At 50.3% G+C, this 22892-nt stretch carries 16 protein-coding genes; 6 read left to right on the forward strand and 10 right to left on the reverse strand.

The genetic code is table 11. The features are described from left to right. Positions 1-6 precede the first annotated feature (6 nt). Positions 7-1668, forward strand: a complete 1662-nt coding sequence (murJ, locus tag Mal48_RS06560; RefSeq protein ID WP_145197275.1) for a murein biosynthesis integral membrane protein MurJ — start codon at positions 7-9, stop codon at positions 1666-1668. Beyond that, positions 1665-2729 carry a beta/alpha barrel domain-containing protein gene (locus Mal48_RS06565; protein WP_145197277.1) on the forward strand — a complete coding sequence of 355 codons (1065 nt, stop codon included), beginning with the start codon at positions 1665-1667 and terminating at the stop codon, positions 2727-2729. The genes murJ and Mal48_RS06565 overlap by 4 nt, the downstream gene beginning before the upstream one ends. Positions 2730-2750: 21 nt before the next feature. Here the strand turns inward: Mal48_RS06565 and Mal48_RS06570 are convergent, their stop codons facing one another. Together Mal48_RS06570 and Mal48_RS06575 are read right to left on the reverse strand one after the other, a co-directional pair. Further along, a complete protein-coding gene (locus Mal48_RS06570) occupies positions 2751-4061 on the reverse strand; it encodes a Gfo/Idh/MocA family oxidoreductase (RefSeq protein WP_145197279.1) in 1311 nt (436 codons plus the stop codon). Between the two features lie 177 nt (positions 4062-4238). Next, the gene (locus Mal48_RS06575; protein ID WP_145197281.1) at positions 4239-5537 is read right to left on the reverse strand and encodes a class I SAM-dependent rRNA methyltransferase; all 1299 of its coding nucleotides are present in this window, start codon (positions 5535-5537) and stop codon (positions 4239-4241) included. A gap of 429 nt (positions 5538-5966) precedes the next feature. Here Mal48_RS06575 and Mal48_RS06580 point away from each other — a divergent pair, with 429 nt between their 5' ends. Both Mal48_RS06580 and Mal48_RS06585 read left to right on the forward strand, forming a co-directional pair. Further along, on the forward strand, positions 5967-6635 hold the full coding sequence (locus tag Mal48_RS06580; protein ID WP_145197283.1) for a hypothetical protein: 669 nt from the start codon (positions 5967-5969) through the stop codon (positions 6633-6635). Between the two features lie 57 nt (positions 6636-6692). Beyond that, entirely contained in the window at positions 6693-8588 is a 1896-nt protein-coding gene (locus Mal48_RS06585) for an aryl-sulfate sulfotransferase (protein WP_145197284.1), read from the forward strand. An 11-nt stretch (positions 8589-8599) separates the two neighbouring features. Here the strand turns inward: Mal48_RS06585 and Mal48_RS06590 are convergent, their stop codons facing one another. Then, the gene (locus tag Mal48_RS06590; protein ID WP_145197286.1) at positions 8600-11584 is read right to left on the reverse strand and encodes a PVC-type heme-binding CxxCH protein; all 2985 of its coding nucleotides are present in this window, start codon (positions 11582-11584) and stop codon (positions 8600-8602) included. 185 nt (positions 11585-11769) lie between these two features. On the opposite strand from Mal48_RS06590, the gene trxA reads away from it, so the two are divergent. Next, positions 11770-12285 (forward strand): thioredoxin, encoded by a 516-nt coding sequence (gene trxA / locus Mal48_RS06595; protein ID WP_197442113.1) that lies wholly within the window; start codon positions 11770-11772, stop codon positions 12283-12285. Between the two features lie 133 nt (positions 12286-12418). Here trxA and Mal48_RS06600 read toward each other — a convergent pair whose 3' ends face one another. Together Mal48_RS06600 and Mal48_RS06605 are read right to left on the reverse strand one after the other, a co-directional pair. Next, positions 12419-14134: a hypothetical protein gene (locus tag Mal48_RS06600; protein ID WP_145197288.1), complete on the reverse strand. Its 1716-nt coding sequence runs from the start codon at positions 14132-14134 to the stop codon at positions 12419-12421. Positions 14135-14145: 11 nt separating this feature from the next. Then, on the reverse strand, positions 14146-14916 hold the full coding sequence (locus Mal48_RS06605) for an ABC transporter ATP-binding protein (protein ID WP_145197290.1): 771 nt from the start codon (positions 14914-14916) through the stop codon (positions 14146-14148). Between the two features lie 228 nt (positions 14917-15144). Between Mal48_RS06605 and Mal48_RS23185 the strand changes: the two genes are divergently transcribed. After that, entirely contained in the window at positions 15145-15294 is a 150-nt protein-coding gene (locus tag Mal48_RS23185) for a hypothetical protein (RefSeq protein WP_197442114.1), read from the forward strand. Between the two features lie 25 nt (positions 15295-15319). On the opposite strand, the gene Mal48_RS06610 is transcribed toward Mal48_RS23185, so the two are convergent. From Mal48_RS06610 to Mal48_RS06630, 5 genes are all read right to left on the reverse strand, one after another. After that, positions 15320-16684: an ABC transporter permease gene (locus tag Mal48_RS06610; RefSeq protein WP_145197292.1), complete on the reverse strand. Its 1365-nt coding sequence runs from the start codon at positions 16682-16684 to the stop codon at positions 15320-15322. A 100-nt stretch (positions 16685-16784) separates the two neighbouring features. Continuing rightward, complete coding sequence (locus Mal48_RS06615; RefSeq protein ID WP_145197294.1) at positions 16785-17483, reverse strand: ABC transporter ATP-binding protein; 699 nt, start codon at positions 17481-17483, stop codon at positions 16785-16787. 127 nt (positions 17484-17610) lie between these two features. Beyond that, positions 17611-19263, reverse strand: a complete 1653-nt coding sequence (locus Mal48_RS06620; protein ID WP_197442115.1) for an efflux RND transporter periplasmic adaptor subunit — start codon at positions 19261-19263, stop codon at positions 17611-17613. Then, positions 19202-22009, reverse strand: coding sequence for a TolC family protein (locus Mal48_RS06625; RefSeq protein ID WP_145197298.1), 2808 nt, complete (start codon positions 22007-22009; stop codon positions 19202-19204). Before Mal48_RS06625 ends, Mal48_RS06620 begins: the two co-directional genes overlap by 62 nt. Continuing rightward, positions 22009-22479: a MarR family winged helix-turn-helix transcriptional regulator gene (locus tag Mal48_RS06630; protein WP_197442116.1), complete on the reverse strand. Its 471-nt coding sequence runs from the start codon at positions 22477-22479 to the stop codon at positions 22009-22011. The genes Mal48_RS06625 and Mal48_RS06630 overlap by 1 nt, the downstream gene beginning before the upstream one ends. Between the last annotated feature and the right edge of the window lie 413 nt (positions 22480-22892).

Genomic DNA, 22892 nt, shown 5'->3' on the forward strand with positions numbered 1-22892 from the left:
AATTCGATGCCCTCAGAGGAATCGGAAGTGACCTCTGACGCCGATGCTCGCGATGCAACCTCAAGCATCGCGAATTCAAGCATTGTTAAGAATCTGCGGATCGTCAGCTTGTGTACGCTTCTGAGTCGTCTCCTTGGGCTGGGACGTGATATCGCGATGGCGTCACTGTTCGGAGCGGGGACTGTATTAGATGTGTTCATTGTCGCCTTTCGACTTCCCAATCTAACGCGGCAACTCTTCGGTGAGGGTGCGCTCACGACGGCGTTTTTGCCGGTCTATCTTCGAGAGCAGACTGAACGGGGCTCCGCTGCAGCCCGGGCAACGCTGACTGCGGTCGCTGTCGCGCTTGCCTCTTTTCTCTCGTTGCTGGTTCTCACTGGAGAAGCAGCGATTTTCTGGGCGCTGATGAATGGTAACTTTTCGAGTTCGACAGTGCTCTTGCTGCAACTTCTGGCAATCATGCTCCCTTATATGGTCTTCATATGCTCGGCTGCCCTGCTCTCCGCTGCACTTCATGCCCTGAGAATCTTTCTGTGGCCTGCGTTGGTTCCGGTCGTTTTGAATGTCTTGTGGTTAACCGGCGTCGGCGTCGCACTACTTCTGACCGAGGACGAACAGACACAGGTTCGTCTTGTGGCTGGGGCTATCGTCGCTGCGGGTGTGGTGCAGTGTTTGCTTCCGTTTTTTGTGTTGCAGCGGTTGAATATGGGGCTGACTCGCAATTGGCGGTCAGGTTGGCCACGTGTTCATGAAGTGATCATGACGATGCTGCCTGTCGTGGCTGGGATTTCGGTGGTCCAGTTCAATGCGATTCTCGACAGCCTGATGGCTTGGGGGCTGGCGGCTCCAGATGGCGGGGGATTGGCTCCTTTGCAAGCATTTGGGATTCCCGCTCTCTTGCCTGCGGGGACCGCGACTACGTTGTATATCGGTCAGCGAATGTATCAGTTTCCTTTGGGCGTGTTTGGAATTGCACTTGGAACAGTGCTTTACCCGCTACTGACTCAGCATGCTCAAAAGGGGGAGCTCGGGTTACTTCGAGATGATCTTTGCAAGGGGATTCGATTGACGATTGCGATTGCGCTTCCATCGAGTGCCGGCTTGTTCGTCCTGGCGGAACCGCTCACCAATTTGCTTTTTCGTCATGGTCAATTCACTGCTGAAGACAGTTCCCTCACCGCCCAAATGATTGCGACCTATGGAGCCGGAGTCTGGACTGCCATTGGACTGACCGTTCTCAACCGTGCGTTTTATGCAACCGGCGACCGTGTCACACCAATGAAATTTGGGGTCGTCGCACTCTTGATCAATTTCCTCTTGAACATTCTGTTTGTCGTTCCCTTTCAGGGAGTTGGACTTGCCTTGGGAAGCATTTGTGCCACAACGTTGCAACTGGCAATCACAACATGGAAGATGAACGCTCAATTGGGGCCATTCGACTGGGCATTGGTGCTGCGAACCTTATGGAAGACTGTTGTCGCGACCACGTTGATGGTCCTTGTCTGTCTGGCGATACTCAAGAATCTGTCAGGGGGAGAGCAAGTCGCCACTTACGCCCTGCAATTGTTGATTCCCTTTGTTGGAAGTGTTCTCTGCTACTGGCTCAGTGCACGATGGTTAGGGATGTCTGAAATCGATGATATCTTTTTGCGAGCAAAGAAAACATGAATGGTGAATCTGGCGTCAAGATTCCTAAGTATGATCCATCCCAGACTTATGACTGGAATTTCAAGAAAGCTCCGAAGACTCCGCCAGAGGTGGAAGTCCCTGAGTGTCCGGGTGAATGGACGTATTGCGGGATTCCTGTCAATTCTCCGCTTGGAATTGCTGCCGGGCCACTATTGAATGGAAAATGGGTCAGTTCATACGCTGCTCTAGGCTTCGACGTTCTGACTTATAAAACTGTCCGCACCGACCCTCATGAGTGCTATCCATTGCCGAATCTGGTCCCGGTTCAACCTGAAATGATGACAGGTGACGAAGCCAGCGTTCCCTTGGCTGACGAACTCGACGGGAGCTGGGCTGTTTCATTTGGGATGCCGTCGCAAGCAGCGCGATTTTGGATTGGTGATGTCAAAAAAGCCAAAGCTCGTCTTTCTGAAGGCCAACTGCTTTCCGTTTCAGTTGTCGGGACGATGCAGCCAGGCTGGGGACTCGAAGAACTCGCTGATAACTACGCCGATTGCGCGTCTTGGGCATTCGATGCCAACGCTGACTGTGTCGAGATGAACTTCTCTTGTCCCAACGTTTGCAGCGAAGATGGACAACTTTTTCAGAACCCAGCTGATGCTGCTCTGGTTGCAAAGACTGTTCAAAAGTATGCCGGCGAGGATGGTCCGTTACTGGTCAAGATTGGTTATTTGGCCGACCAAAAAACGCTGCAAGAACTCTTGATTCAATTAAATGATCATGTCGACGCGATCGTGACGACGAACAGTATTCCCACGAGAGTCACCGACTCAGCCGGAAAGTTTCTCTTCGACGGGGAGCAACGCGGAATCTGTGGCGATGCCTCACGTGATCTGTCCATTGAGCAGGTGCGCCGCTGCCGGGAAATTGTCGAAGCGAATAATCTCAAACTGGATATCATCGGCGTTGGTGGAATCAAAACAGCCGACGACGTGCAACGATATCTCGATGCGGGTGCGAATTCAGTTCAGCTCGCGACATCAGCAATGATCGACCCACTTGTTGGAATCAAAATTCGACAGAACTTTAACACGGCGTGAAATGTCGGCGTTTGATGAATCTTATACTGCCCAGTTTCGATCGGGACGGGACCGCAGCAAGTTTGCTTCTTCGTCGTTGATGAATTCTTCTTTCACTGGATCGATTCTCAGTTTTCGATTCAGTATCCAGGCCAAAGCGGCAGCGTGGCAAGCGATGTGTGAGCGTCTCATCACATCTTGATTGGCGGCCGTCTTTCCTCGTGAACGGATACAGTCAAAGAAGTCTCTGGAGTGTGCGCCGACGTCCAAGCCTCGGACCCGTTTGGTTTGATCACCAAGCTGTTTTTGCAACGATTCAGGCTTGGCGACGATCTCACCACTATCGCCGGTTTCAACCCAGCCATCTTCTCCGATAAACCGGACCGGGCATGTTCCCAATCGAGTGATGTAATGAGGATCACGATTGCCGAACGGCTCTGGTAAGAAGTCGATAATCAGCTTCACACCGTTTTCGTATCGACAAAGGATGTGATCTTCGTGCGGTTCATATTCGATTGGCATTGTGTCGTCGGCCTGATTCGCCCATTGGCAAAGGTCAACGGTATGTGCTCCCCAATCGAGAAGTTTGGCTCCTGAATCGAAATCCCACTGCCCGCGCCAGCGTCCATCCACATACTTCTGGTTGAAAGGACGCCACGCTGCCGGTCCCAGCCAGATATTCCAATCGCAAACGTTCTTTGCTGGTGTCGGCTCTGCAGGAAGCCAAGTGTTATCGAGGACCGGTAGATAGATTGACGCATGCATCGTGTGCAGCTTGCCAAGTTTTCCAGAATGTGCGAGCTCGACCGCTTTCTGGAAATTCGGGACGCTTCGCCTCTGAGTTCCTGCTTGAAAGACTCGCTTCTCTTCATGCATCGTCGCGGAGAGTTCCTGACATTTCGCGATTGTGATCCCGCAGGGTTTTTCGCTGTAAACGTCTTTGCCAGCTTTGGCTGCGAGGATGGATGCATCGGCGTGCCAACGATCACCGGTTGCAACGAGGACCGCATCGATATCTTTTCGATCGAGAAGATCGCGAAAGTCTTGATACAGCTTGCAATCTTTATTTTCGTAATGTTTGTCGACCAGCGCTTTTCCGGCGTCGCGTCGGCGGGACTGCACATCGGCAATGGCGACGCAGCGAATGTCATCAAACTTTAACATTGCCGTCAGGTCATAGGTGCAACGTGGACCGATCCCGATCACGCCGAGATTAATCTTCTCATTAGGAGACGCGGTTTCGCTGATTGCTGAAGCGGTTGAAGGAAAAACAGAAGCAACTGCCGCTGCAGAAGTGATCGCTGAAGTTTTCTGAAGAAAGTCTCTGCGGGTGTTATGAGATGGCTTTGACACGGAACTCTCCTCGCTACTTCGATCGTTAAAAGAAAACCACTCACGCACTTTTGTGAGATGGTTGGCAATCTTCAGAATATCGAAAATGAAGTCGGTCGACTATCCATCATCAGAGAACGTTGATTTTCCCGCACACTTCCCGGAGACGTCATGTGTCTGCCCCCAACAGATGCGTGATCAAAGTTGCATCCACAAACATTTCAGATATTCCGTCTCCAGGCAGTTCGCTTGGACTGGATGATCGGGGCCAGCGCCGGATCGTGCCAGAATCCTGGGTGTCCTCTCGGTGATGGCTGCTCGGACAGTCATTGTGAAGTCGGACATGGAGAGCAACCCGGAACAACTGCAACTCAGTAACAGCCCGCCCGGTTTGACGAGTGACGCTGCGAGTTGGTTGAAGTCGAAATACTTGTTTTGCCCTTCGTGCATTTCATCACGACCACGAATTAGTTTCGGTGGATCAAGAATAATCACGTCGTAGAGCTTGTTGTTTCGCTGCATGTCTCGCATGTAGGCGAAGGCGTCGGCATGGACAAATTTCACTTTCGACTTGTTCAAGTTTGCATTTCGTTTTGCAAATTCGATTGCCTCCTCATCCAGGTCGACACCGGTCACTTTTTTTGCTCCACCGAGTGCTGCGTTGATAGAGAATCCGCCTGAGTAGCAGCAGAGGTCGAGGACATCTTTCCCTTTGCAGTAATCTCTCAACTGAATTCGATTCTCTCGTTGATCGCAAAAGAATCCGGTCTTGTGACCTTCAAATGGATGAATTTCGTACTTAGCACCTTGTTCAGTGATCATCAACTTTTCAGGAACTTTTCCCGATTCGAAACCATCTGCTAAAAAACCTTCTTGTGGAAAAGTGGCCGGACCAGTTCGAACGACCCAGTGTTTCGTATCAAGGATTTTCGCAATCATTCGGGCGATGGCTTCTCCTCGTTGATACATCCCGAGTGTATAGGTCTGCACTGTGATCACGTCGGAGTAGAGATCGACAACGAGACCCGGGAAACCGTCCCCTTCGGCGTTGATCAGCCGATAGGCATTGGTTCGCGACTTGAGTTGCAGCAGGTCTTTTCTGAGCGAGACCGCCTGTTTGATTTGTGCTTCCCACCACCGTTCATCGGGAAGAACCTCTCCCCAGCTGAGCATGCGGATCGTTGCTTCTGCGCGAGGATTCCAGAATCCGTACCCGACCGTCTCGCCTGAATCCGCCCGGACCTGGACGACGTCACCATGAGCAGATTGGTCTGCGACATTCGCAATTCGTTTGCGAAAAACTGTCGGATGTTTTGTGGTAGTTTTTAGCCGCGCAACAGGAATGGAACTGATGTCGTTGCGCAAAAACGGTCTTTGAACGAGGAATTTATCGTCTAAAGGCAAGCGGGATTCCTTACGGGCCTTCCCCATATAGGGAGTCCGTTTCGTTTTCTTCTGCTGGCTGGACTTGTTTCGGCGTGGCTGATAAGGAGGCATTCAGAAATCCTGGAAGTGAATGTTTTTACTCACATCGTATTGATTTCGATTCCGAATCGTCACACCCTGCGAACAAAGAATTGCTAAGAAGCGAGAATTCCTTGCATCTGGAAGGTTTTGATGGTCCCGGGGTATTCTCCGGGGCTGGTCTCTACTCTAGGGCTGATCTCCTCTCGTTTGTGAAGGGTGCACGAATACGAGAATGACCTCCATGGGCTGTAAGCTTGGTGGTCTCAGGTTGCCCAGTTTGCGAGCTGATCATAAAATCGGATTCGCTGATGAGTTGTGATGGTGGTTGGTTGATTGAATGGAGGAACATCATCGGCCGGAGAAAAAAAGGGGGATCTCATTCTTTCTGCGACACTTTTCGGAGTGGCTTTCACAATACAAGCAAAGAGGTATGAGATCACTCAAATCCAAGGAGTTGCCATGAAAGCTTTCCTGTTCTTTCTGACTGTCTGTTTCTACTCAACATCCTGCTTTGCTCTGGCGATATCAGAAGCAGGGAATCAACCGCTCGCGAAAGAGAATTATACCGACTGGCCAAATCTGGTGGATGCTGTCAACGACGAAACTCGGGTTCTCATGACCTGGGTCAACGGAAGCGAATCGTTGTATTATACTGGTAAGACAGCCGATGCGAATCGCGTCCTTAAAGAATTTGCGGAGACCAAAGCTCCTGAACTTCAATTGATTCTGCTACCTGGTCCTGGTCCAACTCGAAAGATCGACGACGCTTCGGTCACCATCGATTATGAGGTTGATATCATCGGTGGCGTTGCCCGAGCCAGTCTCAGCCGGACTGATATGGCTGTGGTCTACGATCTTCGACCGACGATGAAAATATATTTATCGGACAATATCGACATCGAAAAACTTGTCATTCCACGCAACGTTGTTGTCTCGCAGTTGCAAGATTTAGAAATTCGATATAGAAATGCTGAGACAAACAAAGATCCGGCCGTTCGGAAAGCGGCTGGAAGGTTTATGGAACACCTCACAAAAAGCTTCGCGCGAACAGGAGATGAATACAAAAAACTCGAGCAGCAGATAGAGCAAATCAAACAGATTGTTGAAGTTCATCAAGCTGAGGAGTGAATCGAATTCGTGCTCTGTAGCAGTGAATGTGAGCAGTGAGAGTGTCGAAACATTTTTATGTACCGCCTATTGCAGCGTCTTCTTCCAATTGTTGTTCTCTGCGGATGTCAGGGGGAGGGAGATTCCTCCGTCAAGTTGGAGGCATCAGCAGCTACGGTGGAGGAAGAACTTGCAAAGACGAACCGGTCGGTGAAGACCAATTCGCTGAGAATGGCCACGCCGAACCCCACTTCGTCGAACAAAACTAAGTCAAAGAAAACAACGCAGGCAGATCCTTCTTCGGCAGCTCCTGCTTCAGGCAGTCTTGAATTTCTGAGGCCTCTGACATGGACACAGAATCCGAACCGGGCGGTTCCCAATGCAGGCTGGTTGAATTTCTCTCTGCCTCACCAGTCGGCAGAGAAGCCCGTTCCTGGAAAAGTACACATTGAAATTTCTTATAGTCAGGGAAAGTCGACTTTAAGAAAGAGGCTTTCGGACTTTAAAAGTCCTTCTCTTGTCGCGGGAGAACAGGCTTACTCGATTCCGCTTCTCGATCTCAAACCGGAAATTCAATACACAGTGACAATCTCGCTCGTTCGCGACGGAGGGCAAGCAGAGTTGCAAAGCGAGCCGTTGCAGATTGAGACCGAACCGCTGCCCGATCTGTTTCCTGAGTTTGATGTTCGGCTTTCGATGCCACAGCGTATGGAAGCCGGTTTGACTCTCTTCAACTTGATTCGCTGGAAGAAGAATAAACCTGATACCGAGTTTGGAGCGATTGTTGCGCTCGATGCCAATGGCCGAGTCCGGTGGTTTTATCAAGCTCAGCATATGATTTTTATTGTCCGACAACTTTCAAACGGAAACCTGCTATATGGTTATGGAAACCGCACCGAGGGGCTGATCGAAATAGACTTGTTCGGCAATGTCGTTCGCCAGTGGAATTCCGCGAACCTGGGCCGCGAAGTCCCGAGCCATGCAACGCCGGTAGCTGTTGATTCACTGCATCATGACGCAGTGATGCTTGACGATGAGACCTTTCTTGCACTTTCAACAACGTTGAATCAAGTGAAGCCGTATTTCGACCCGACCTATCATTCTCGCCGGAGAATTCCGGAAGCGAATCTGGTTACTGATGTTGTTGTCGAGTTTCGCACAGATGGAACCGTACTGCGAAGTTACTCACTCTTCGAATTGCTCGATCCCCGCCGGATCGGGTACGGATCGCTTCACAATTTTTGGGATTCGCGCGGATATGAAAATGTCCCCGGCGGGACATTCGATTGGAGCCATTCCAATTCCGTGACACACGATCCCCGAGACGACAGTATTCTTGTCTCGGTGCGGCATCAGGATGCGGTGATTAAGATTGATCGTAAGTCTGGCGAACTGGTTTGGATTTTGGGGAATCCACGGAAGTGGAAAGGGAAGCATTCTCGAAAGTTGTTGAAACCCATCGGTCGCCCAAGTTGGCAGTATCATCAGCATGCAGTTGAAATCACGCCACAGGGGACCCTGTTGCTCTTTGATAACGGGAACTACCAAGCGGTCCCGTTTGATAAGATATTGCATGCAAAGGAGAACCGAAGCCGGGTTGTCGAGTTCAAGGTCGATGAGCAGGACATGACCGTAGAGCAAGTCTGGGAGTATGATGGATACGAACGTGGCGGGTTCTATTCCACGTTTTTGTGTGATGTCGACTGGCTTCCGCAAACCGGAAATGTCCTCGTTACGAATGGAGGAGAGATCCGAGATGAAAACGGGGAGCGGACCGACTACGCGCCGGGCGAACAACAGTGGGCAGAGATTTTCGAAGTAACTTACGAGCAAACACCGCAGCGAGTTTTTGATCTACTCATCAAAAGCTCCGCAGAACAGACCGGGTTTGGCTGGTCAGTTTATCGTTCGGAACGAATTTCGAATTTCTTCGATCATGTTAAAACTGCTCCGTCAATTTCTACGAAGCCATGAACCGAAGAGAATTACTGCTTCGACATTAAGAATGAAAACAGGTCGAGGATCTCTTTGTTGGACATTTTGTCCAGTTGCCGCTCAGGCATCATTGAGAGTTTTGAATTCTTTCGGGCTTCAATGTCGTCTTTCAGGACGGTGAGTTCTTCATTAGGGGTTTTGATGAGAAGTGTTGTCTCATTTTCAGACTGAATCACCCCGCTGATGGCACGACCGTCGCCCAGGACGAGAATCGACATCTGAAATTTCTCCGCCACTTCGGCACTTGGGTCGACAATATTCCCGAGAAGATAGTTCAAATTCGAACGTTGCGAACCAGTCAAATCGGGCCCGAGATTTCCACCCTGCCCGTAAAGTTTATGACAGGCTGAGCAAGTCTTCTCGAACAATGCTTGCCCCTGCTTCATATCGGCGCTGGTCAACGCGCTCTCTGTAAGAAGTTGACGAAGTTCGTCGGCACGGCGTTTTTTCTCCTCGGATGTGTGCCGCCATTCAGGGTAGAGTTCTTGGAGTTGCTGCTTTAACGAATCGTCCTCAAAGCTGCGCATTTGTCGAACGTAAAATGGGGGGATCGCTTCAGCAGCAATTTTTTTCTGTTCGACTGCCTTGAGGAGAACAGTCGCGTACTCCGGGCGAGAGCAAAGTGTTTCCATTGCGATCGGTTGGATATGTCCGCGGAAGCTGTTGTAACGATTGACAATGAGCTGGGGAGTGTTTTGATCTCCAATGACTGCCAGGCCTCGAATTGCATCGACTCCGAGATCTCGGTCGTTCAACAGCTTTTGAAGGACTTCACGAGACTGTTCATCTCGAGCGGTGACTAATGCTCGAATCGCGTTGCTGCGGACTGAAAATGGTTGAGCCCCATCGACAGCGACGGCTCGCAATTCGTCTAATGCACGCCCATCCCCGAATGTGACCGAAAGTAACTGTACGAGTTCGGTCAGTTGATCATTCTTTCTGGCAAGCATTTTGGCGCTCGCCTCGTCCCAGTTTTTCGGTTTGTCTGCTTTTCGCCATCCATCAAGAGCGAGCTGAATTCCTTGAAGGATTTGCTGGGCTGTTTCGCCTACGTCGGTCATCGCCACGTCGATCAATTTGTCCACTGCCGCTTTCTGTTCGCGATAATCAGATGCAATTCGCCGTGAGATGAATTTCTGAATTTCGGGCTGCTGACAACTTGCTAACAGCTCGACAGCCTGATCCGGAAATCGTGCTACCGACGGCTCGATGGCATACCAGATCATTAACGGAAGAAAGCGGTCTTGTGCGAAATTTGTATGCTTGAGTAAAGCGGCTGCGACCGGAAGTCGCTGGTCCACAGGCAATCGTTGAAGTGCTGAAGCGATGTGTTGAAGGACAAGTCCCGATGATTCATTCATCGCCAGTTTCTGAAATTTCTGAGCAGCCACTTGCGGGCTTGCCTGCTGTGCGAACAGTTGTACGGCCCAACTCCGCAGAGCCTCTTCATCATTGTCGAGTAAACGCTCCAGATCTGCATCACTCACCCCCCCCGTCGAGTGGATTGTCCAAAGTGCATTGAGCCGAGAAACGACTGGCTTCTGGCTGTGCAACGTCTCCTTAAGTTGCAATCGGACAGGTGTCATGTCTTGACCAGCGACAAAACGTTCCTGAAGAATACGGCGGGCCATGCGGTGATGCCATGCATCTTCCTCGAAGAGTTTTGCAGTGAGTTCGTCATTGCTCAGTTGTGCGTAGTCCTGAACTTGAGTGGCATCGACGTTTCCGTAGACGACCTTGTAGATTCGCCCAGAGGTGCGGTGGACCCCGTCATTTTCATGGCATTCGCCGATGTCGGACCAGTCGAGAACAAAGACGCCGCCGTCAGGTCCGTGTGCAAGGTCGATTCCACGAAACCACAAGTCGTCAGTCTTGGCAAAGTCCTCCCGGTGCCGAGCGACAAACCCTGCTCCGTCTCTTTGTAGGAGATCACGATTGAAGCGACGGCCGTGCAGATTCAGTGCGAAGACATCCCCTCGATATTCCTGCGGCCAGTTTGTTCCCTGGTAGATCATCATTCCACAATGAGCATGTCCTCCACCTGCGGTGTCGGTTGTGGAGGTAACTCCTGTTTTGCGAATATCCGACCACTTTTCCTCTGTGTTCCAGTGGAAATGGTCAGCGACTTGCGGCATGAGACGGTATAGATGTGGGTTGATGTCCTCGCCAAACATTCTTTCGAGGTGTGAGCCCGGGATCGCATGCCAGAGGTGTCCGATCACTGTGTTAATAAAGAATAATTCACCATGTTTGTCCCAGTCATGCCCCCAGGAATTTGTTGTCCCACGGGAGACGACTTCAAATTTCTTCGTGACCGGATGAAATCGCCAGATTCCGCAATTGATGGGTGTCCGTAATTCTTCTGGAGTCTCAGGCGTCCCAACGAAAGAGGTCGTTGTGATGCCGTGTCGACCGTAAAGCCAGCCATCCGGTCCCCATTTCAATCCGTTCACAATGTTATGGCGAATTGTCTTGTTGTCGAAGCCTGTGAGCATGACCTGTGGTTCCCCATCGGGGATGTCATCGCCATTTTTATCAGGGATGAAAAGAAGATCTGGAGCACACAGCACCCAGACTCCTCCGAAACCAACTTCAACGCTTGTGAGATGTTGTCCCTGATCCCAAAAGACCTTCCGCGAATCCGAGCGTCCATCATGGTCAGTGTCTTCAAAGATCAGGACCCGGTCATGTTGAGTCAAATCGTAATTCGTTCGGCTTTCAGCGTACGTGTCGTTCTCAGCGACCCATAAACGTCCACGAGCATCGAAAGCCATTCCGATCGGTTGGCGAATCTCCGGTTCAGCTGCAAAAACCGTGGCACGAAATCCCGGCGGAAGCGTCAGTTTCTCCAATGCTTGTTCAGGAGAAAGCAAAGGATGTGTTTCTGGCTGGGTGTTTTTGACGGCGGCGGGTATCTCCGCGGCTCGGCATTCCAACGTCAGAAATAGACACAACAGTGCAGCCACGAGTTTCATAATCGTTCTCTTCTGGTAGAGACTTCATCGTTTGAGCAGAAAAGTCTAGAGTGAGAATTCAGCCATGTTCAGCATGCTGTCGTCGATCTCTAAGATATTCGCTGTCCGAAACATTCCTCGTACGTTAAAATACAGATGAGCACGCCGCGAAACAATACCCGGTTCTGAATTGGACGAATTTCATCATGGTCGAACGTATCATACTTCTTGTTGCCGCCGTATTCGTCGGTTTGCTGTTCCTCTACGCGGTTGTCATGGCACCACAGGACCGAGATAGAAAAGGAGTCTCAGCAGACAAAATCGTACAGGAGACACCAAAAACTCCACCGGACGATGAATGGTTTCAAGAGACTGTCATTAACAGCGACATTCCTGTCCTTGTCGACTTCAAAGCTGACTGGTGCGGGCCGTGCAAATTACTCCACCCTCACCTTGTTCAACTCGAAGAGGAGTATGCAGGACGATTGAAAGTCGTCAAAGTTGATGTCGACGAGAAAAAAGCAATCGCCAAGCATTACGAAGCTTCATCGATCCCGACAATTCTCTTCTTCGTCGATGGAGTGGCCGTCGATGGCTTCGTGGGGTATCGCGACTATGACGAGATCGAAGAAATCGCCTTGAAATATCTGACTGATGAGAGTGCAGACGTTAGCATGATCGGCACTCCTGAAACATCAGAGTTTGTGCTCACAGCGAATTAAATCTGCAGTTCTCGAGATTGCTGTTGGTCATACTCGTTCGATGAGGATGATTGTTCGATCGCTGCCACAGAGCAAAACTCTGTTTGGAGAGAGTGAATCACACCTCTCCAAACAGGATGGGACAGTCACGATCTTATTGAGTTTGAGATTCTGGAAACGCATCAAGTGATTGGAAGCGGCGGGCAGCGAGGTATGTCATGACGACACCAACTGAGCTGACTGCACACCAGACACCGATCCCGAAGACGAGTCGATGATCACCGAGAAGCGGCACAGTGGCCTGCAGGCTCTTCGCCAATTCTGTTGAAAGAAGAGCCCAGAAGAAGAGTAAAGCGAAGGCGACGACAAACGCGATCCCTTTCGCTGTGAAGATCACAGTGGTTCGCAGAAAGACTTCCAGCCCTTCTTGCTTCAACTTCTGTGGGAAAATCAGGAACATCAAATTTTCCCATCCGTACACTGCAAAGTTCATGGCGGGGAATGAAAGTAACGCGGCGATAAGTACGCCCGGGTCCATGCCGCGCACGGCACAGGCGATTGCGATCATCGAGTACTGAAAGAGTGTGGTGATGATGACAGGTGTTGCGAGCTGGCCGACGACAACTTTCCAGGGGGCGATGGGGAGCATTTTCAGGAGCAACAGGTGACTGTAGTCTCTCCGGAAATCAAACTTCATTGCAGCCGGGAGCAGCAAGAACGAGTAAAAGACCAACCCGCCAAGAAAATTGACAATCGCCAGTCGGTCGCTCAGCCTCGTCATGAATAAAGGCATGACGGATAAGATCGCTGGAGGGATCAGAGATAATGTTGCACCTGTTCCATACCGATAGAGACCCACCATCTGACGCCAGACGACTGCCCCGCCACACAATCGAACGATGTGATTCGGCAATTTCCAGTGAGTCAAATCATGCTTGAGTGTCTCCTGGAGGACTGACTCCTGCAGTCTATCGAGATCCTTGTCACGCAGGCGAACGGCTTCTTCACTCCACCGGTCCAGTCTGACGAGTATCCAGACAGAAACGATCAACGTTGAGATTCCAGCTGCTGTCAATAATAAGATAGAACTGGAAAGAGTCGATGCGGTCATCAATTCAACAAACCATCCGAATGGAGCAGAGACCCATTGACCAAGTGGTGATTCAATTCCAGCGAGTGCCACTGAAAAGAAGTTTTTCATGAACTGAAAGAAGATAGGAATTTCTGAATTCGGATCACCCGCTTGAGTTTGTTGGAGAGCTCCCAGGCTCAGCTTGACCCCCAGGCAAACCACTAGAAATACAACACTTGCTCTGAAGACTCGGTATGTGCGTGTGGACATCCCGGTCGTAACGGTATCAGAAATCAGTCGGATCAATTCTACGAGTGCGAGAGCAAACCAGAGAGCAATGAATCCCAACCACGGTTTGGGAAGATCGGGAAGTAAGAGCGTCACGCCAATCGCAGCTTTGAGCGTCGTCACACCCAGTACAGTCGCCAGGCGATATTGAACGAGTTCTTTTCGAGTGAACGGACTGGGGATCAGGTTGTTTTGTTCTGCCTGAGACCATTCAATCGAGGCGTCCGGTCGCTGCCAGGAGACTCGCACGAAATGCCACCCGGCGTAAACGGTCAGCGAAAGAGTCATCCATAAACGAAGTGTTTCTGGATCGTACTGTTCACGAAACAGGATGCTGGCTACCACATTGCTCAGCCAAACCACAGCGAGGACTGCCCCGAGGATCGAAACAATCAGTTTTCGAGGTTGCCTGAAACTGGCAACCATCGAGCTTAGCCGGCCTCGCATTCTCATGTGAGTCAGGCGAAGCAATGCCGGGTGGATGAACGAACTGACGCTGTCGCTCTTCATGTTATCACTCTTCATAGCGACGCCAATTTTGTTTCTTCAGCCGAGACGCTCTGGCGGAACTCCGTTTCGGTCGCTTGGAAAAAGATCTGTTCGAGAGTGGCTTCATCGCAATTTGCTGTGAACAGAGATTTGAGTTCTGCGATTGATCCAAAGAACCTCTGTTGCCCTTCTTTTAAAATCAGAACCGTTGAACAGATGTCTTCCACCATCGCCAGCAGGTGCGAACTGACGATCACAGACGTTCCCTGAGCGGCTCTTTGTTGAAGCGACTCTTTGAGTTTGCGAATTCCATGCGGATCAAGTCCGGTCATCGGCTCGTCGAGAAGAATCACTTCTGGAGCATGAAGATAGCTGCAACAGATGGCGAGTTTTTGTCGCATCCCTCTCGATAAATCAGACGCACGGGTCGTTCTTCGACTCGTCAGCTCAAAGGTTTCGAGAAGTTCACTCGCTTTGTCTTTGGCATTGGCGACGGAAAAAACGGACGCGGTGAATGCCAGGTGCTGCTCAACGGTAAGTTCTGGGAACAATGGCGGATCGTCAGGGATGTAGGCGATCCGTTTTTTGACTTCTAGTGGCTGCTTTTCGATATCAAAGCCACAAATTGAAAGTGTCCCTTCCGTGGGGACGGTCAGTCCGCATAGAGAACGGAGGGTCGTCGTTTTGCCAGCCCCGTTAGGGCCGATCAAACCAAGGATTTCCCCCGGTTGAACAAGAAAATCAACTTGTTCAACGGCGACTGTTCCAGAGTAAATTTTTCGAAACTTCGAAACTTCAATCAACTTTGACTCCTTCGCTCACCATGAAGTCAATTCGAACTGATCCAAAAAACTGAGCTCTAGAACATTTCAATGTTAGTCGTGACTGTGAAGCTCACTTTCATGACTTCATAGACCGCTCGCCACAAGGCAGAACGTAAAGACCAATATTGGATTTGTTCTAGAAACTAAGTACCGCCGGGCTGGTGTCTCTTTGGGGAGACCCGTTGCCGAGTTTTTCGATGAGGACGAATGAAACTTCACGTCGACTTTGATGTGATCGAGTTCTTCAATCAATTCGAAGAACTCACACTTCAGCAGAACGTTAGCGAACGAAACCGGGTCAAGTTGAAGAAAGAGTCAGACCGCGCACATCTCAACCGAGCAATTGGAAAGAGATAACGGTTCTTCTGGATATGCGGATCATTTACTCGTGGCGAAGAGCTTCGATTGGGTCAAGGCGAGCCGCAGAGCGCGCGGGATAGACACCAAAGACGAGCCCTGTCATCACTGAGAATCCGAATGCAACCGGAAGGCTCCAGATTGCGACCTTCGGGGTCATTGTCAGGAACATATTCGCCATCTCTGATGTTGCGCCACCTGAGTCCAAAATGTAATTTGATACGACGATTTTGATGACCCAGAATGCGTAAGGGGTGAGAATTCCCAGTCCCATTCCGACGAGCCCGCCGATTCCGGAAAGGACGATTGTCTCAATGAGAAACTGCTGAGTGATGTCGATACGTCTGGCTCCCAAAGCGCGACGAACACCGATTTCACGAGTTCGTTCGGTGACCGTGGCGAGCATGATATTCATGATCCCGATACCACCAACGAGCAAACTAATCCCTGCGATAGAACCGAGAACAACATTGAAGATGTTTCGCAGTTGCTCAGCTTGTTTGAGTAGTTCGAGGGGAACAATCACATCGACGTCTCGTGCGCTCGCATGCTTTGCTTCCATCGTTTCTCTGACCATGTCTGCGGTGGCGAGCAACAATTCTGGATTATCGACGATGTTGGGGTGATTGATCTTCAATGTGATTTGGTCGTACACAAGTGAAACAGCACTAAAGCTACCTTGCGCCCGTTTGATAATCGTATCCTTGGTGTTAATTCGAGACTGGAACGTATCCAGCGGCATGTAAATGTCTTTGTTGTAATCCTGCCCGGAGAGACTTCCACCAATGGCTGCAGAGGCGGTCCGTTCTCTTGTGATTCCAATAACGCGATACGCCCGATTTCCAATTTGAACAGACTTGTTGATCGGGTTCTCGAGTGGGAAAAGACGTTCGGCTGTCTCGCTGGCGATGACGACAACATTTGCGAGGTTGGTCATATCCTGATCGGACAGAAACCGGCCTGCTGACATCTGTAAATGGTTCATCTCCTGATATTCCGGAGTGCAGCCAACGATCCGGGGGTTCATGTGGTGGTCTCGATTTCGGACATTCAAGACGACTTCACGAACGGGCACAATGCCACCCAATCGCGGCACTGTTTTCTCAAGAATATTAAAGTCCTCACGAGTCAGGCCATATCGCAACACTCTTCCGCCTGATCCGCTGCTGCCGCTGTCTTCTGGTGGCTTCACACTGCGTACGATGATGTTGTTTGCACCGAGCAGAAGAACCTGTTCTTGAGCTTGCTGACTTGCTCCTTCTCCAATTGCGAGCATCGCAATCACAGAAAAAACTCCAAAAACGATTCCAAGCATCGTCAAGCCGGACCGCAGCTTGTGCAGCAATAAGCTTTTGACAGCTAAACGGATTGTCCGCAGAAGATGGTACATTGGAAGGAGTTGTCAGGCTGAATGGAGGAGGAAATGAGGAAGGGGGGAATTCTGCAAACGATGCACTTTCATGGATGGGCCATATCAGGAAAATGGGAGTTTATCCCCGGAAAATACCGTGCCCGGCGATCAAGCCGTCTTTCATGAAAATCTGGTTCTTGGATTGTTCGGCGACTTCAGGTTCGTGTGTCACCATAATGATCGTACGGCCTTCCTCGTTGAGCATTTTCAGCATGCCGAGGATCTCTTCGCCAGTTTTTGAATCGAGGTTTCCTGTCGGTTCATCGGCCATAATAATCGCTGGATCGTTGATGAGGGATCTCGCGATGGCGACACGTTGTTGCTGTCCCCCCGAAAGCTGATACGGTCGGTGATCGGTCCGGTCACCCAGTCCGACCATCTTCGCCAATTCGTTGCATCGGTCTTCGTCCTCTGAGGAAACGGGTGGATAGCCCGGTCGGTACAGGAGAGGAACAGCGATGTTTTCCAGGACGCTGTACTGTGCAACAAGATTAAACGACTGAAAGATGAACCCGATCAAACCGTTTCGAATCGCAGAGAGTTCGTCATCACTCAGGAGAGCAACATTCTGACCACGCAGGTAATACTCTCCGCTGGTTGGTCGATCGAGACCGCCGAGGAGATTGAGCATGGTACTCTTGCCCGATCCCGAAGACCCCATGATCGCCAGGAAATCCCCTTCAGGAATATCAAGAGAGACACCGCGCAGCGCTTTCACGACGACTGAACCAAGGTCGTAATGCTTTTGCAGGTTGACAAGCTTTGCAGTCAGTTCCATGGAGCTTCAAACGTTTCTTCAATTGCGAACAGGTGAATGTCTGGGAGTTTTATGAGAACGGTTTTAGGGACTTCAAGTTGGGTGTGAAAATCGATTCAAAACTCCCAGGCGGACTTCGGGAAAATGCTTACCGTTTCCTTGGAGCTGCGCTGAATTCGGCCTTGGAAATTTTTCCATCTTTGTCGGTGTCCATTGAGTCGAAACGTTCCTTCATTTGAGCGGGGGCTTCTTCTTTGCTGATTTTCCCATCCCCATCTTTATCTAAACGAGAGATGATTGCTGCGGGATCAAAGCCTCCTGCTGGTGGCCCTTTGGCAGCCTCTTTCTCAGGTTTTCCTTTTGGCTTTTCTTCCTCTTGTGAATCCGGAGGAGTTTGGAGATCAGAAAGTCCGTCACCATTTTCACTTGCGAGTTCAGCTTTTAATTCGTTGATCTCATCTTCAAATCGGCTTTGAGGATTTAGAACAACCTGCTCACCAGCTTCAATTCCATCGAGGATCTCTACGTGAGATTGATTTGACTCTCCGATCTTGACTTCGCGTCGTTCCGGTCGACCTTGCTGGTTGATAACAAAGGAAAATTGTTGACCAGCGACTGTGACAATTGACTGAACCGGAACTTGCAGAACGTCTTGGCGGTTGTCGACCAGGATTTCGACTTGTGCAGTGAGACCGGGACGCAGTTTGCGGATTTTTTCAACTTCATCCGTCAGGTGAATTTCTGTCGAGTACTCACGCAAGTCGGTGTTCGGCCATGAGCCTGCCATCGGGACTGAAGAGACTGTCTTGATGACCCCGTTAAAATATTGTCCAGGATAGGCGTCGATACGAATACGGGCGGGAAGACCTTTCCGAACAGAACCGATCAGTGATTCGTGAATCCGGCAATCGACTTTCATTTGAGTCACATCGGGCAGGTTAATAATTGCCTGACGTTCACGAATCGTCGCTCCTTCTTCGATGTTCACCGGCTCACTGGAACGACGACTTCCCGACATGCTGGCGTAGACGACTTCGCCTTTTTGCGGGGCCTTCAGGATGCACGCCTCAATTTGAGCCTTGTTGTCTTCAAAGCGTTCGAGTTCGACTTCATAAGTCAGCTTTCGGGCTTCCACATCTTTTTCGTACTGTGTTTGAGCAGCTCTGGCTTTGAGCTTGGTTCGTTCCAGTTCCAACTCAAATTCTTTGTCGTTGGCCTTGAGTTCTGCCTCGGTGCGTCTTTTTGTGAAATCGACAAGCACCTTTAATTCTTCTCTGGCCCCTTGCAATTTCAGCTCGGCCTGTTTTACGGCAATCCGGGCAGCGTCGAGTTCGTTTTGCGTGCGGTACCCTTTTTTGACCTGCTCTTGGGTGAAGGTCTGGTTTTCCTGAACGCGAAGCAATTCTTCTTCAGCGAGCGCGACACTACCGTTCAACTGTTTTTCCAGTTGAGGATATTCACCTTTGGTGTACATTTCGAGATCGAGCTTCGCGAGATCCCACTTGAGTTCTGCTGCAGCGATATCACTTTCGTTTTGTTTCTTTTGAATTTCGAGAGCTTCGATCGCCTGAGCCAACGCAGCATCCGCCTGGGTGACGGTAATTTCTTGCTGCTTGGCCTTCTCGCGAAGTGAGGAGGAGTCCAACTCACAGACGATGTCGCCTGCCTCAACAATCGTTCCTTCTGGAACAATCGAGATGATCGTTGTTGTTCCTTCGACTGCGCTGGAGAGTGTGGCGTTACTCTGACTGTCGAGATTCCCTTGTACCGACAAACTGACCAGGAAAGGGCCTCGCTCCACTTTCGACGTCAGCAGATCTGCCGGGATTTTCGCCGAGCCGCCCGAGAACGTGATCGAGCTCCACAACCCCGGGCTCATCGTTCTCGTCGCCAGGGCGAGTCCCCCCAAGCAGACTAACCCGATTGCCGCCGCGATCCAGACCGTTGAGTTGCCGGACCGCTGAGTCGTTTTCGTTGATGTTATTGTCTTCATTGAACCCACCATTATTGACAGCTTCTTCATCGAATCTGTCCAGGTTGCGATAGACTTGGTCGTTCCAGATGCCATCTGGACCAATGTCCATGATACCCATATCTCGGTAAATGTTAAGTCGATTTCGTTCGTAACTCACGTAGTTCGAGATTAACTGGTTCTGTGCTTGCAGGATCGAACTCAGTGCTCTCGTCAAGTTTTGGCCTTCCACACCACTTGACCCGCTGTTGGCAACTTGCCGTGGATCTTTGGGGGCAGCCCCTTCCGCAACAGCCGATTCGTACTGTAATGCGGCAATTCGAACAGCCAGTCGAGAAGTCTCCAGGTTTTGCTTGAGGACATTCAGTTGACGCCAAGCTGTCCGCACGCTTGCCTTCACCTCATCCTCAGCAGCCATGTAATTTCGGCGTTGACGTTGGTATGCGATTAATGCCTCGCGGTAGGCGTTCCGTTCGTCAATTTGATCGAGCGGAGTGTCAAATGATAACGATGCTGTCAGTTGTCCGGTGTCACTACGGAAATCAAAGGGGTTTGTCTCACCTGAAGGGGTTGAGAGACTTCCGTCGATGCCAACATCCAAGACACTTTTGAGGTCATTGGCAATCACTTCAACACGCCGGCGGGCATCCATCACACGGGCTCGTGAATTCATTAAGTCCAATCGTTGATCGACCGCCGTATATGTTGCGTCCTCCAACGAAACATCGAATTCGGCAATGTCAATCAATTCTACACGTGAACTCACCTGAATCACAGCAGCACTTTGGACTTTAAGCAGCAAATCCTGCCTCATATCAATGAGCTGAGACAGCAGTTGAAGAGCCAGAACTTCGTCGATGTCTGGCTGTTCTAATCGAACAAGGATTGCTTCCGTCGCTGCTTCGATATCTCCGAAGTCTCCCAGAAAAGCCTCATAGCGATCTTTGACCTGTGTGTAGTCCGCCATGAGTTGCGCTTTGGCACTCGGCTCTTCTAAAGTCTCTAAACGGGTTGGCAGGATCGTTTTGAATTTATCAAGATCGTTACCAATGACTTCGACAACATCTCGTTTGACCGTTTCCAGTATCGCTGAAAAATTTGTCGCAATTGTTTTGAGTTGAGAAGGTTCTGTCGCGTTATCGACATACAGCTCTTCAATGAAGTCCTTAATAAGTTCTTCTTGCTCGGTGAGGCGAGGGTCGATGACTTCAAATGGCTTGAGCATTCGGTCGTTGATTGTCATCTGCATGTCAGGAGGTAAGCCCAGACTGATCTTGAACGAATCAAGACTGTCTTGGAGAGCTCGTTCTTGTCCGCGCAAGCGGTTGACCGAGTTCGTTAAATCAAACTGAACCTGCAAAACGTTTAATCCACTCGCGACGTTAGGAAGTGAGCTTTTCAATTCATCAATCTTTGCTTGAAACTCCGGATCGGGCCGAATGTTTCGGAAAATTTGCTCTTCCTGGGCGGTCATGAGCCCGCGCCAAATGAGTCGTTTGAGGCGATAGTCCAATTTATGCTGTAATTCTTCAGGGATTTCGAAATCAGCACCGAGATCCGGGACTTCGACATTTGCTGAAGAAAATTCTGGCTGGTTGGCAGCCAGCAAGCGTTCAAGTTGTTCACGAAGACGTTCAATGTTGCCCTCTTCGTTGCGAATCGCCTGAAATTGTTGCAGCAGGCCCAGATAGTCTTGAACGATGTCTGTAAACAATTCCTTCCGGAATCGAGCGAGACTACGAGCTTGATACAGAAGATCCCGTTCGATTTGGGTCAAATTTTCCAAGTTGACTTTTCGACCTGCATCGTTGAGCAATGGTTGCAGAATCTGAAACGAAAGTGTGGAAACAGACGAGCTTTGCCCGCCTGCTCCAAATGACCACAAAGTCGTGTTCGCCAAGCTCGTAACAAGTTGTGTTCCCCAGGGAAGTGATTGACTCACGCCGATCGAGTTAACGTTGAAACGGCCCAGGCCACCTCCCTCTGTCAATGTTCCAGAGACGCCACCTGTCGGTTCCAGATAACGAACCCCAAGTTGATACCGCTCAAACGTGACAGCTAAAGCTGTGAGGAACAAATTCTCCAATTCGAACTGATAGTCTCGACTATGAATTTGCGAGAGTTCGATCGCTTCGACGAGCTTCACATTTTCCAATTGTGGAACCGGAGCGATGTACTCTCCGGTGACTTCGTCGATCATCTCTGGAGTAAATCCAAACTGTGCCAACCACTGAGGGTTTTCGACACTCATCAAGTCTCCGAATTGATGCCAGCATTTGTAGCCTTCCCAGCCATTCACCCAATGCATGTAGGTGTGGGCTGCTGGATCATCTGGAGGGAGTGGAGCGTGGTCCGGGTCGTAGGGATCATAAAAACGACTCCGCGGGTCCGGCGTCAGATCGATCCTGGGGACGGCCCAGCGTTGGTCGGTCAGGTGTTCTGTGATCGCTTCATAGGTGTCGGCATCTGCTTGCTGCCTCCAGAATGAGCGTGAGCATCCTACAGAGGAACCCACGACTGAGAGTCCAATCAGACAGGTGATCCAGGATTTTAATTTACGGGATCGAATACGCATTACGCTGCCCTCCTTGTCAGGTCGCCATCCAGTTGCGACTTTTTGCAAGCATCGAGTAACGACTGGCACGCATCGACCAAACTGATTTTTGCTTCATTTGAAAGATGCTTCTGCAGTGTGGCTTCGATTTTTCTGTCGGTCAGTGAAATTTGCTCCGCGGCCAAGTGTCCTTGGGGTGTCAGAGTTAGGCGAGTTTTCCGGCGGTCTATTGCATCCCGCTCACGGTGAAGGAGTTGCTCTCCCCGGAGTCGTTCGATCAACGTGCATAAGCTGGATTCTGAGACACACATTTCCTGTGCCAGCTTTGTTTGGGTCCACTGCTCTGTTCCCTCGTTAGCGAGAAGTTTCAAAAGAACAGCAGCTGACTCACTGACAGCATTCCATTCAGAATATTGCTCTGAGATGAACTGGCGAGATGTGCGATTGAGTGCCGTCAGCGTGTCGACAAACTCTGAGTATTCTGATTTCACGCTTTCCGTCCTCGGTTTCAATGTCTATTCAACTCTACATGGCTGAAAGGCAGTCGTGCTCAGATTGAAGGCCCGTCGCTGACATCAGCGCAGGCTCAGGCAGATTGCTTTCGTCCGTTATCAAATAGTTCGGGTGCGAATGATTCGTTCCCGTAGCCTTTCAGACGATTTTGACGATTTTGACGAAAATTCACGCTTGGGGACTTTGGAAGTTTCTGAAATCTGATTTGAGTTCCGGAAAAACGCTCAAGAATTCGTTGATGCAACTGCATGTCTTGTCGCTACAACCAGAAACATCGGACATGGTTCCCTAGCTTTTCTGCCCTTCCTGCGGCTCCGAGTTTGCCTATTCGGGAAAATGAAGCACATTTCAGGTGAAGGATTCTCTCACAAAAAAAGTTGCGTGTGTCAGC

The sequence above is a fragment of the Thalassoglobus polymorphus genome (genome assembly GCF_007744255.1).
GTDB classification, from domain to species: Bacteria; Planctomycetota; Planctomycetia; order Planctomycetales; family Planctomycetaceae; genus Thalassoglobus; species Thalassoglobus polymorphus.